The sequence below is a fragment of the Alteribacter salitolerans genome (genome assembly GCF_016901055.1).
GTDB classification, from domain to species: domain Bacteria; phylum Bacillota; class Bacilli; order Bacillales; family Salisediminibacteriaceae; genus Alteribacter; species Alteribacter keqinensis.
Genome location: NZ_JAFEUX010000007.1, coordinates 17814 through 30194 on the forward strand (window position 1 = coordinate 17814; position 12381 = coordinate 30194).

Annotated in this window: 11 protein-coding genes; 10 read left to right on the forward strand and 1 reads right to left on the reverse strand. The window is 48.0% G+C overall.

The genetic code is table 11. The features are described from left to right. Nucleotides 1-208 precede the first annotated feature (208 nt). Nucleotides 209-1162, forward strand: a complete 954-nt coding sequence (locus tag JSY36_RS13955; protein ID WP_205166843.1) for a hypothetical protein — start codon at nt 209-211, stop codon at nt 1160-1162. Nucleotides 1163-1638: 476 nt separating this feature from the next. Here the strand turns inward: JSY36_RS13955 and JSY36_RS13960 are convergent, their stop codons facing one another. After that, complete coding sequence (locus tag JSY36_RS13960; RefSeq protein ID WP_205166844.1) at nt 1639-2271, reverse strand: YigZ family protein; 633 nt, start codon at nt 2269-2271, stop codon at nt 1639-1641. Between the two features lie 344 nt (nt 2272-2615). Here JSY36_RS13960 and JSY36_RS13965 point away from each other — a divergent pair, with 344 nt between their 5' ends. The 9 genes from JSY36_RS13965 to flgK all read left to right on the forward strand — a co-directional run bounded on the left by JSY36_RS13965 (nt 2616) and on the right by flgK (nt 12089). Then, on the forward strand, nt 2616-3767 hold the full coding sequence (locus JSY36_RS13965) for a sensor histidine kinase (RefSeq protein ID WP_236784914.1): 1152 nt from the start codon (nt 2616-2618) through the stop codon (nt 3765-3767). Nucleotides 3768-3909: 142 nt separating this feature from the next. After that, nucleotides 3910-4608, forward strand: coding sequence for a response regulator (locus JSY36_RS13970; RefSeq protein WP_122899107.1), 699 nt, complete (start codon nt 3910-3912; stop codon nt 4606-4608). An 848-nt stretch (nt 4609-5456) separates the two neighbouring features. Further along, on the forward strand, nt 5457-6311 hold the full coding sequence (locus tag JSY36_RS13975) for a DegV family protein (protein WP_205166845.1): 855 nt from the start codon (nt 5457-5459) through the stop codon (nt 6309-6311). A gap of 1064 nt (nt 6312-7375) precedes the next feature. After that, entirely contained in the window at nt 7376-8491 is a 1116-nt protein-coding gene (locus JSY36_RS13980) for an ATP-dependent helicase ComFA (RefSeq protein WP_236784941.1), read from the forward strand. Next, entirely contained in the window at nt 8488-9177 is a 690-nt protein-coding gene (locus JSY36_RS13985; protein WP_205166847.1) for a ComF family protein, read from the forward strand. The genes JSY36_RS13980 and JSY36_RS13985 overlap by 4 nt, the downstream gene beginning before the upstream one ends. Nucleotides 9178-9226: 49 nt before the next feature. Continuing rightward, nucleotides 9227-9652 (forward strand): TIGR03826 family flagellar region protein, encoded by a 426-nt coding sequence (locus JSY36_RS13990; RefSeq protein ID WP_205166848.1) that lies wholly within the window; start codon nt 9227-9229, stop codon nt 9650-9652. 60 nt (nt 9653-9712) lie between these two features. Next, entirely contained in the window at nt 9713-9970 is a 258-nt protein-coding gene (flgM, locus tag JSY36_RS13995) for a flagellar biosynthesis anti-sigma factor FlgM (RefSeq protein WP_205166849.1), read from the forward strand. A gap of 15 nt (nt 9971-9985) precedes the next feature. After that, entirely contained in the window at nt 9986-10468 is a 483-nt protein-coding gene (locus JSY36_RS14000) for a flagellar export chaperone FlgN (RefSeq protein ID WP_205166850.1), read from the forward strand. Between the two features lie 70 nt (nt 10469-10538). Beyond that, a complete protein-coding gene (gene flgK, locus JSY36_RS14005; protein WP_205166851.1) occupies nt 10539-12089 on the forward strand; it encodes a flagellar hook-associated protein FlgK in 1551 nt (516 codons plus the stop codon). Nucleotides 12090-12381 lie beyond the last annotated feature (292 nt).

Here is a 12381-nt window from a genome sequence, read left to right on the forward strand (position 1 = left end):
GCCGGCGGTTTTTTCCAGTGGTTTGGATTACCCTTTAGTGCGTTTTTTGCAAAATCAGACATTTCATAGGTCTTTCAGACAAATTAATTGTGGTCTTTCTTATATTTCGTAAAAAACTAAAATAATTTCACCTCCTTTAGTAGGAAGAGAATTCGCTTTTGTCGAATTATTACGATATGGAAAAAGGTAGAGACAGGGGGAATGATCGATGAACACTCATGTGATTTCAAATGTGATCACTTCAGGGTCTTCGGGAAATATGAGATGCGGAGTGTTTATCACGGATCAGTTTGGAACAATCAAATTCGTTCAGTTTGCGGATGAGTCCCTTCGTGTCTCCCAAGGTATTGCGAGGGGAGTAAATATTTACTCCACCGAACTGGGCATGTATTTTAACAAAGTTAACGAGAGCGGCGCACAGATTTTCGCATTAAATCCCCCCGGATTGCCTGAGCGTCTTTTTCACCTTTCAAAAATACAGGAGAATGATGAAAGCAGCGGATGGATTGGTGTGATCTACCTTAAATCAGACGAAGAAAGACAAGGACCGACTCACTCGGAAAAACTCGTCCGTCTTTTGTCCATGAGGCGTGCTCATGAAATGCTTAATGTAATGACCCCGGTTTACGGGACGCTTCAAATGCTGAAACGAAACACCGAAAGCCGCAATGATCGCAGGTTGATTGAGCTTGCGGAGAAAGAACTGCTCAAGGGCAAAGCCCATGTGAATGACTTTTTGAAAATCAATAACTTTGGGGAACTGAAAGCGACAGGGATCACCGTCGAGTCCTTTATCCGGATTCTTCAGGAGAAATTAAATGTGCAGCTGCCCGAAGCGGTTCCCTATGTGATCTGGCGCTTTCCGGAAGTGGAAGAAATACAGCTTCAGGTGGAACCTGAGTCCGTCTGTATCGCTGTGTTTTTTCTATTAAAAAAGTGTATCGATTACCTTAAGGGGGCGGGAAAGATCTGTCTGTCTTTCGAAAAGTCGGAAAGTGATGAGGTTCAGCTGAAAATCCGTCATGCTTATCAGACCGCTTCTTTTTCAGATGACGAGGAAATGCAGTTTTACACGGACATTGCAAAAAAGGTGCTGCAGAAGCAGGGGGGCTATCTTCATAAAAGCAAAGAGGAGCTCGTTCTTCATTTGCCGGTTTCATAAAAACAGCGGTGTGACCCTTATGGGATCGCACCGCTGTTTTCTTTTTCTATCGCCACCCTGGAAATAGAATTTGAAAAATACTCTTCATTGATCATTTCAACTTCGCAGTGTTGATTTCCGCTCATTGCGCTCCCTTTCCGCGGGCGGTTCAGGAGCCTCCTCGACGCTTTGCGTCTGCGGGGTCTCCCCGGAACTCGCTTTTCCCGCAGGAGTGTCGCGCATTCGCTCCAATCAACACTCTTTTTAAAAACGAGAATGACCTTTAGCACATCAAAAAATCAAATCCATTTTCTGTTGCAACTAGAGCCCTCGGACTTTGTCTTGTTCAGTGGTCTCCTTTGCCCTTGCGGTGTCTCGTCTGTCTCGTGCTTCCGCAGGAGTGTCGCGTATTCCGTTCAACTTCGCACAATGCACTGTAAAAATCAGAGGAGCTGGATAACTCGGCCGCAAAAGACCGCATGCCTTTTCTTTATACGTTAAACATCCACTTCAAGATAGACTTCTTCGCCTTTTTCGAATGTGCACTGGCCGCTTGTGAGGTTTGTCATTTTTTCTTCAAAAAGGGCTTCGTCCCCGCTGTTTACATAGGTTTCAACGGTTACTTTTTCAAGGTAATGAATCTCTTTAATCGGAAACACCGAGCCCCGGAGCTCATTTTCCACTTTTCCGAGCTGGGTGTAGTCAATGGATGTTTTATATACCTGCATCAGTTTTCGCTCGACGATGCCTGTTTCGTTTAACCCTTCCGATGTCGACGAGCTGTAGGCACGGATTAATCCACCGGCCCCGAGCTTGATGCCTCCGAAGTACCGGGTAATCACAACCACGGTGTCTTTAAGCTGACGTTTTTTTAAAACTTCAAGTATCGGGACTCCGGCAGTTCCGCTCGGCTCTCCGTCATCGTTCGCCTTTCGGATCTGATCCCGCTCGCCGATCATATAGGCAGAGCAGTTGTGATTGGCATTCCAGTGCTGCTTTTTGATTCGTTCAATGAATGCCTGGGCTTCTTCTTCTGTAGTTACGCGGTCAACGTAGGCAATAAAACGTGACTTTTGGATGGTGATTTCGTGTTCGCCGTATCCTTTTATTGTATAATATGATTTGAGCATGACGTTCTCTCCTGACTTGAGGTGTTCCAGACGTGCGAAACATGTCAGTATCTGGACACATATTAAAGGAATGTTACAGAACGTGAAAAAATCTCAAAAAGCACGATAAAGCCGTCCTGAAACGATAGTTTTAGGGTAAGATGGAAATGGAAAGGTGTCAAGCTGCCGGTCTTATAAGCATAATTCTGGTTGCAGGAGTAAGATTGCCTTTCTCCATCTGAAAATGCTTTTCCCTTAAATAGGAATTTTCATCCCCATAAATGCATGGCTGATGTCGAAATGTTGTACAAAGGGGATTCCAAAGCATTAGGCCTAAGGGTGCTGGTGTGAGGGAGGTGTAGCCGATGGAAAAGCAGGGAAAAGAAAAACCAATGACCGAACGGCTGGATGACATCCTGGACGCCATGATGGAAACAGTCGGCAGGAGCAAAGAAGAGATCTTTGACATCGGTGAACATTCAAGAAACGAATATGAAGAGCTTAAAGCGGAGCTCACAGATGTACAAAATAAAGTGATCAACCTGATTGAAAAAACAGAACGTATGGAACTTCATTCCCGCTTTGCACGAAACCGTCTTGCTGAGGTGAGTAAGCATTTTGCCAACTACAGCGATACGGAAGTAAAAGAAGCATACGAACTGGCCAACGATTACCAGGTGCAGCTTGCCGTACTCCGGCAGGAAGAGAAGCTTCTCCGGGAGAGACGTGACAACATCGAACGACGCCTGATGAAGCTTAAAGGCACCATTGAGAAAGCGGAAACGCTCGTTGCCCAGATTAATGTGGTTATTCATTATTTAACCGGAGACCTTCAGAACATCAGCGAAATGGTTGCTGATGCGAAGGAAATGCAGAAATTCGGTTTGAAAATCATTGAAGCACAGGAAGAGGAGCGCAAGCGTCTCTCCCGTGAAATTCATGACGGACCGGCCCAGATGATGGCAAATGTGATGCTTCGTTCCGAGCTGGTTGAGCGGGTTTATGCAGAGCATGGCATCGATGAGGCCATGAAAGAGATCCGCGACCTCCGTAAGATGGTTAAGTCGTCCCTGGCCGAAGTACGAAGGATCATTTACGACCTCCGTCCGATGGCGCTGGATGACCTGGGACTCGTTCCGACGATCTCCAAGTATTTGAAGAATTTTCAGGAGCACAGCGGGCTGAATATTTCATTCAGGAACATCGGAAGAGAAATCCGCCTGCCGTCTGAAATGGAAGTGGCCATTTTCCGTTTCATCCAGGAGTCCGTACAAAACGCCTATAAACATGCTGAGCCTCAGCAGGTAATGGTTAAGATTGAACTGAAACCAACCCGGGCACTGGCAATTATTAAAGACGACGGAAAAGGATTTAATCCTGATGTAAAAAAAGAAGGTTCTTTCGGTCTTTTAGGAATGAAAGAACGGGTGAACATGCTTGATGGCCAGCTTACGCTTGATTCACAACCCGGAAAAGGGACTTTAATCATGGTCCAAATCCCTATATCCAGCAAGTAACAGGCATCAAGAGGGATGTTTTTGCGACTATGGACTTGTTCATATAAGTAAAAATACAGTCGATATTACTAAAAGAGACAAAAAAACAGAACCAGAATGATTATTATTTTCAGGGAGTATGGCCTGAAGGAGGAGAAATGGTATGAGCGAAAGAGATAACATTAAAATCATTATCATTGACGATCACCAACTATTCCGCGAAGGAGTCAAGCGTATCCTTGCGATGGAGAAATCCTTTGATATCGTCGCTGAAGGAAGCGATGGCGACGCCGCTCTGGACCTCGTTCGCGAACATCAGCCGGACGTTGTGTTAATGGATATTAACATGCCGAATGTAAATGGTGTGGAGGCAACGAAGAGTCTTGTAGAAACCTTTCCCGATGTAAAAGTTCTGATCCTGTCGATTCACGACGATGAAACGTATGTCACCCACGTTCTCAAAACAGGAGCAGACGGCTACCTGCTTAAAGAAATGGATACAGACGCTTTGATCGAGGCTGTGAAAGTTGTAGCTGATGGCGGGGCGTACATTCACCCGAAAGTAACGCACAACCTGATCAACGAATACCGCCGTCTTGCCAATGACGATAAGGAAGAGGCGGAGATTGGCTTCCGTGAGGTCGAGTACCGCAGACCGCTTCACCTTCTTACCCGTCGTGAGTGCGAGGTGCTTCAGCTTATGACGGACGGAAAGAGTAACCGTGCCATTGGTGAATCGTTATATATCAGTGAAAAAACGGTTAAAAACCATGTGAGTAACATCCTTCAGAAAATGAGCATGAATGACCGTACCCAGGCAGTTGTGGATGCCATCAAAAACGGCTGGGTGAAAGTTAATTAACGTTTGTCTCACATACCAGTTCTAAATTAACGGCGGCGCACTGTGCGCCGTCTTTGTTTTGTTAATGGAATTCTCTTTACTGCGAGCCGCTTAAAAAGTCATTTTCTTAGAGGAGTTGCGTGTTGACTTCCGCTCATTGCGCTCCCTTTCCGCGGGCGGTTCGGGAGCCTCCTCAGCGCTTTGCGCTTCCAGGGTCTCCCCGGAACTCGCTCCTCCCGCAGGAGTGTCGCGCATTCGCTCCAATCAACACTATTTTTTAAAAAGACCTTTAGCGCATAATCAAAGCCCGGCTTTTACTGCAATTCGATCCCTGTAGTGGGGACGTTGTTATCATATTTTGATTATTTCAGTGGTCTCGTCTGATCTACTTCCACAGCAGTCCCGCGTATTCTGTTCAAATCCGCGCTATATTCTGTAAAAGCTGAGGAACAGATCCAATTTACCGAAAATAGATTGTATGCTTTTTACGTAACTTGACTGAGCGCTCAGTCAAACTACCGGCTGTAAGTTTATGAAAACGGTGTATGTTCCCCAATAACTTTAATAGCCTCTTAATATAGGAAATTTTTAAAAATGATTGTGGTGAAGCCGAAGTGGCCGAAACTCCCGGCGGTTGTTGGGGGCCCTGTCGAGACCCTGCAAAGGCTCGGCGACACCTCCGCGGAAAGCGAAGGGCACTTCGGCTTCATCCACTATTACCTTAAAACATACATCAATGCTCATGCAGGCTTGTCGAAATATGACAGGCGAATCGAATACAATAGACAATACCCCATAAATATTGATACTATTTGAAGTAGAACATATCGAACGCACATAAAACAGGAATAACGAAAGAGAGGACACTTATGAGCAAAATCGCTGTACTGACAGACAGTACCTCCTACCTGCCAAAAGACATACGCCAAGAACATAACATTGCAATGATCCCTCTTAACGTAGTGTTCGGTGAAGAAGAGTACAAAGAAGAACTCGAAATCACCACCGAACAGTTCTACGAAGAGATGAAATCGAAAGACATGCTGCCGAAAACGTCCCAGCCATCGATCGGATTGTTTGAAGAAACCTATCAGCGACTTGCTCAGGACCACGATGAAATCATTGTGGTTACCCTTTCAAGCGGCATCAGCGGTACATACCAGACAGCTGTGAGCGCAGCAAATATGACCGAAAACATTGACATTCATGTGTTCGACTCTGAAATTAGCTGCATGCCCCAGGGGTTTTTTGCTCTCGCGGCCTCCAGGATGGCCGGGGAAGGCAAATCCGTTCATGAAATCCTTGCTTACCTTGAATTGATGAAGGACAACATGCGCGCCTACTTTATGGCTGACGACTTGAGCCACCTCCATCGCGGCGGACGCTTAAACGGCGCCCAGCTTGTGGTGGGAAGTCTCCTTCAGATCAAGCCGGTTCTTCACTTTGAAAATAAAGTGATCGTTCCGTTTGAAAAAGTGCGCACAGCGAAAAGAGCCCTCACCCGCATTAAGGATTTACTTGATGAGGACGCCGCATCCGGAGAGCCGCTGGACATTACGGTCATCCACGCGAACCGTCCGGAAAAAGCTGAAGAAATTGCAGGGGAACTCCGGGAAAAATACCCGAACGCGAGCGTTTATGTAAGCTACTTTGGCCCTGTCATAGGAACTCACCTCGGTGAAGGAAGCCTCGGTGTAGGCTGGGTAAAAGCAAACTTGGTATAAACCGGTCGAGGCTGGAACAAAACCCAGCGAAATAGAAATGGCCCTCAATTGTTGAGAGCCATTTCTTTTCTTATAATTACATGAGCGTTGATTGAACAAAAATACACTCGCTTGCCGCGGGCAAGGCTTCAGCTAATCGGGGAAAGGTCACCCCGATGGATCTTCAGCTCTTGCTTTCCCGCAGGCGTCTCGTGATTTTTGTTCAATCAACTGATTTGTTTTAAAATTTAAAATTGCGTACAGAAAAAGGATACCCTCTGATACAGTTAAGTCACCACAACACAACAGTATCGGAGGTATCCTTATGGTTAAAGATTATAACATGAATCAAGTCGTTTTGCCGATGGACTTTAGCTTAAATGGCGGCGAACTTGAGAAAGTACACCGCCCTACAACCTCATCAATCATCTTCACAACACAAAAACGGTCCGAATTATCGAATGACGATAATTCGGACCGTTTTTTACTTAATTAGAGAATGATTTGTCCAAGCCACGTTTAATTGTATGAATTCATCACCTGCCGTCACTGCAGCCTCAAGTACCATCGGGGGATCCCTCTCATATCCCGGCAGGATGGTTCTTTTTTCACACTTCGACACTCCCGCTGGCACGTGTTAGCATAAGGAAAAAGAAACGAGGTGCCCGCTTCACGTGCGTTTTCACACCGGCCTAACAGACCATGCGCTTCTTCCGCCACACGTACAACTGCCACATGATCACCATTTCCCTGTACCCGAACCTCTTTCAACAGCACCTTCCAGCCTCAAACGCCTCACAGATATCAATCCAATATTCACCCCGCCTGTTAATCCTGAATTCACTCCTGACGAAACTATCATGAACATTCTTAATGGCCGCCGCCTACTGATGGATGAAATTCTCCCCTTTTCTGATGCTGCCACCATTCACAGGCACTGTGCAAACGGCTATATCCGATATGAAACCGCCCTGACCGCCAACAATTCCTGCACCCGGTGCGGCAACAGAGAACGGCACCTGTTCGCAGCATATGACTGCTTCCGCTGTAAGCAAACGTGCGTATACTGTCGAAGCTGCATCACTATGGGACGGGTCAGCTCATGCGCTGTTTTCGCTATAGGCTCATCACTAACAGCCCCACCTGTCCAAAACCACACCCTCGGCTGGACCGGAACCCTTTCGCCGGCCCAGGAAAGAGCCGCCCGCTTCCTTACAAACGCCTTAAACTCAAACAAGAAAGAATGCCTCATCTGGGCGGTCTGTGGCGCAGGGAAAACAGAAATGCTGTTCGAGGCAATCCTCGAATCCCTAAAGAAAAACTACCGGGTTCTTATCGCCACACCCAGATCCGACGTTGTCCGGGAGCTGGAGCCCCGCATCAGACAGGCATTTCCGAAAACAAGTATCGCCGCTCTTTACAGCGGTTCCGAACACCGCTACAAAAACGCACATATCACCATCAGCACAACCCACCAGCTTCTCCGGTTTCATCACGCCTTTGACTTTACGATCATCGACGAAGTGGACGCCTTTCCATATGACTCCGACCCGAAACTCCGATACGCTGTCCGGAGGGCAGCAAAACCCGACACCCTCACAGCCTACGTCACAGCCACCCCCGATCAAACGATGCAAAACATAGCCGCGTCCCAAAAGCTTCCGGCAATCAAAGTTCCCCGCCGCTATCACGGTCACCCTCTTCCTGTTCCCGAGTACCGCTGGGCGGCCGGGTGGCGTAAAAAAGCAATTAAAGGAAAAATTCCCTGCAACCTCGAACACTGGCTTGAAACCGTTCTGGGGAAAAGAAAACAAGTATTTTTGTTTGTCCCGAGCATCCGGATTCTATCCCTCGTTCTACCTTATCTCCAGGAGAAATTCCCTGAAACCGCCGGAGTCTACTCGGAAGATGATCAGCGCGCTGAAAAAGTGCTCACGTTTCGTGAAGGAAAAACCAGGCTTCTCCTTACCACCACGATCCTGGAAAGAGGAGTGACCGTGAAAGGTGTCCAGGTGGGAGTTCTTGGTGCCGATGATCACGTATTTACAGAATCAGCTCTCGTCCAGATTGCCGGCAGGGCCGGGCGGAGTCCGGATGAACCGACCGGAGATGTAATCTTCTTTCACGACGGAAAAACAAGAGCGATGGTAAAAGCGAAAAATCAGATTCTCATGATGAACAGAGTGGAGGTCATAAAATGAAGGTGCGCGATCTTCTGGCTGAAACGGAACACTGCCTCTGGTGTGGTGAAACATACAGCGAACCGATGAGCTGGGCAGCATTTTTAGGTGAATCTCCTCTTGGTCGTTTCTGCGAAAGATGTGAAAGTATGCTTGTCCCGATCGATCAGGCCTGCCTCACCTGCAGTAAGCCGGGATCTTTACAGTGTGAAGACTGCGTCGCATGGAATGAGGATCCATTCTGGTCCTGCCGTGAATTTACGAACCGGTCACTCTATGAGTACAACCCCTTTCTAAAGGAAGTGATTGCCCGGTTTAAGTACAGAGGAGACGCGGCTCTTGCTGAAGCTTTTTCAGAACGAATTGCCCGGGCTGTACATCCGGGGAGTATAGTGACTTCCATCCCTTTAAACGACGAGCGTCATTATGAAAGGGGATTTAACCAGGCGACTCTTCTTGCCGGAAGGCTCAAACCGGTTTCTTTGCTGGAGAGAAGCCTGTCTTCCGGGAAGCAGAGCAAGCGCTCGAGAGAGGAGCGGATTGCCGCGGCCGAAGAGCAGTTCCGTATTTTACCCGGTGCAGTTGGAAAAACGATTGTCATTGTGGACGACATTTACACGACGGGGGCGACGATCCGCAGTGCGGCGAGGCTCCTTTACGAGAACGGGGCGAAAAGCGTCACGGGAGTCACGCTTGCAAGGGCTTAAACATTCTCCTTCTCTGTCCGATATAAAAGGAAAAGAGGGGGAGACGTGTATGCCTGAGTTGAGTAATTGTCCGAACTGTGACCGGTTGTTTGTGAAAAGTCTGCGGACGGTGTGTGAAGGTTGCCATCATGAAGTGGAAATGATGTTTGAGAAAGTATATTTGTTTATAAGGAAGCGTGAGAACAGAACGGCGGCGATGCATGAGGTGACGGAAGCGACAGGGGTTGAAGAAACCCAGATTACGAAGTTTATCCGGGAGGGCCGGCTTCATTTAGCTCAGTTTCCGAATCTCGCTTACGCCTGTGAGAAGTGCGGTTCATATATCCGGGAGGGGCGAATCTGCCTTTCGTGCAGGGGGGAGCTCCGCTCGGGACTGGATCGTTCAGAATTGGAAGCGGCTTTTCAAAAGCGGAAAGAAGCGCGGCAAAACCGTTCCGCCACGTATTATTCAATCCCAATCGATAAAAAAGAGTAAACAAACGGTGTCCGTAAGCCGATATAATGGAGAGACAATCGTGTTGTGGAGGTGTTTGCAGTGAAAATTAATCCGATGCAGTCGTTAAATATGTACCGTCAGCAACAGGGCGGTTCGAACAACGGGAAATCCCCGGTGAACAACCGTAAAGATGAGGTGCAGATTTCGTCTGAGGCGAAGAAAATGCAGGAGGGTACGGCGGCAGCGAAAGTGCGGGCCGAGAAGGTTCAGGAAATTAAAGAACGTGTTGAAAACGGAACGTACGAAGTGAATGTGAAGGAAACAGCGAGAAGGATGTATGATTTCTGGACGGACTAACGGGAGGTGAGCGGTGTGGTTCTTACGGCAGTGTTAAAGGAATTAACCCAGCTTCATCAGCTTTTTAACGAGCTGGCAAAAGAAAAGACCGAAGCGGTGAGAAAAGGGCAGATGGAAGACCTGGAGAAGATTATGAAACAGGAAACGGCGTGTATCCAACAGCTTAAGAAGCTTGAGGAAAAGCGTCAGCGTGCCACATCCGCCTGGCTTGAAGCACAAGGGCTTGTAAAAGAAAACGTAACGGTGGAGGAAATTATCCCTTATTTAGATGACGAGGAGCAAAAAGAGCTCACCCTCTGGCAGACGAGACTGCTTGAGCAGATTACGATGTGGAAAGAGCAAAACGATCTGAATGAGCAGCTGATCGAAGAGTCTTTACGTTTTGTGAACATGTCCCTCGATGCGTTTCAGCCGAACCGGTCCGAGAATTACAGCCGACCTGACACCGGGCATTCCCACACCGAAGAAAGACGATCGATATTTGATTCAAAAGCGTAACCGAAGGCACTGAAAAAGTTCGGTTTTTAACTTTTTCAGTGGCCTCATAACCATCAAGGAGGAACCAGACATGTCTACTTTTCACGGCCTGGAAACGGCGCGGCGGGCGATCAATACCCAGCAGTCAGCGATACATACGACGGGGCATAACATTGCCAATGCGAACACGCAGGGGTATTCAAGGCAGCGGGTTAACTTTACCCCGACAGAAGCATTTCCCCATCCCGGCTTCAATAAACCGAGCATTCCGGGACAGCTGGGTACCGGTGTAAAAGCCGGAGAAATTGAACGCATCCGGGAGTCGTTTCTCGATCTGCAGTATCGTAAGGAAAACAATAAGCACGGATACTGGAGCGCGCGGCACACGGCCCTTGAGAAGATCGAAGACATCATGAATGAGCCCACCGAAGACGGCATTGCCCAGACAATGGACCGTTTCTGGCAGTCCCTTCAGGATATGAGCGTGTACCCCGAGGATTCAGGGGCGAGAAGTGTTGTAAGGCAGAACGGGATCGCCCTTGCAGAAACGTTCAACTATACGGCACAATCCCTTGAAGCTGTTCAGCGCGACTATAAAAACCAGCTTGGTGTTGAAAATACCCGTGTCAATTCTCTTCTCGATCAGATTAACAACGTGAACCAGCAGATTGCAAGCGTCGAACCTCACGGATACCTGGCCAACGACCTGTATGACGCAAGAGACAACCTTGTGGATGAGCTCAGCGAGTACGTGAACATCAGCGTCGAACAGGTAAGCAGCGGCGGGATGGCAAAGGAAAATGCGGCTGGACGTTATACAATCAAACTTTTAAACGAACACGGTCAGGATATGGGGGTTACCCTTGTTAACGGGCGATCTCTTGAAGCCGCCCGGTTTGAACTCTCCTACGACGAGGACAGCGGGCTGATTGACGGTATTTCTGTCGGCGGCGAAACCTTTGACCCCGAAGAATTTAATTCCTACGGGAAGCTGAAAGGCTCCATCGAAACTCACGGTTATCTTGCGGACGGCGAGGAGTTCGGGCTCATTCCTGAGATGATGCAGAGTATTGACCAGATGGTGTACGCTTTTACATCCGCCTTTAACGACGTGCACGAAAGCGGGATGAGCCTGTATGAAATGGCGAACGGAGAGGAATTAATTGCGTTTTTTGATTTTGCCGGAGGATTGAACATTTCAGCTGGGAATGTAAAAGGCGCTGCCTTAGGGTTAAAAGTAACGGATGATATTTTAGGTGATCTGGACAAAATTGCGGCTGCGACCGTGACTGACGGAGAAGCGTTCAGCGGTGACGGAAGCAATGCCCTGGCCCTGGCCAACGTGAAGGACAATCCCCTTAACTTCGGGGATTCAACAACGAATGTGCAAAGCTTCTACCAGGGTGTAATCGGAGCCATGGCTGTAAGTACGAATGAAGCAGAACGGATGAGCCGGAACACCGATCAGCTCCGGGAATCGGTGGACGACCGCAGGCAGTCCATAAGCGGTGTTTCGCTTGATGAGGAAATGACGAACCTGATTAAATTTCAGCATGCGTATAATGCAGCTGCAAGAAATATGACCACCATTGATGAAATGCTTGAGCGGATCATTAACGGCATGGGCGTAGTCGGAAGGTAACAGAATGTTGTTTTAATGTGAACTGTTAGAGGAGAAGAGACAGACGAAGCAAGCATTCGCCTGTATCGATTCCAACTTTTAAAAGGCTGTCTTGGCAAAGGTTGTTATTTGTTTTAAATGAAAGAATTGATGAAGGCTGCGTGGTCGAGTGTGGGACCGGGAAAGAGCCATTTTTTATATAGACGTTGATTGTAGCGAATGCGCGACACTCCTGCGGGAAAAGCGAGTTCCGGGGAGACCCCGCAGTGCGAAGCACGAGGAGGCTCCCGAACCGCCCGCGGAAAGGGAGCGC

Coding starts and splice junctions, on each gene's coding strand:
- JSY36_RS13990 (WP_205166848.1), top strand. CDS start 9,227: ATGCCTGAGTTGAGTAATTGTCCGAACTGTGACCGGTTGTTTGTGAAA.
- flgK (WP_205166851.1), top strand. CDS start 10,539: ATGTCTACTTTTCACGGCCTGGAAACGGCGCGGCGGGCGATCAATACC.
- JSY36_RS13970 (WP_122899107.1), top strand. CDS start 3,910: ATGAGCGAAAGAGATAACATTAAAATCATTATCATTGACGATCACCAA.
- JSY36_RS13955 (WP_205166843.1), top strand. CDS start 209: ATGAACACTCATGTGATTTCAAATGTGATCACTTCAGGGTCTTCGGGA.
- JSY36_RS13975 (WP_205166845.1), top strand. CDS start 5,457: ATGAGCAAAATCGCTGTACTGACAGACAGTACCTCCTACCTGCCAAAA.
- JSY36_RS13985 (WP_205166847.1), top strand. CDS start 8,488: ATGAAGGTGCGCGATCTTCTGGCTGAAACGGAACACTGCCTCTGGTGT.
- JSY36_RS13965 (WP_236784914.1), top strand. CDS start 2,616: ATGGAAAAGCAGGGAAAAGAAAAACCAATGACCGAACGGCTGGATGAC.
- JSY36_RS13960 (WP_205166844.1), bottom strand. CDS start 2,271: ATGCTCAAATCATATTATACAATAAAAGGATACGGCGAACACGAAATC.
- JSY36_RS13980 (WP_236784941.1), top strand. CDS start 7,376: ATGGGACGGGTCAGCTCATGCGCTGTTTTCGCTATAGGCTCATCACTA.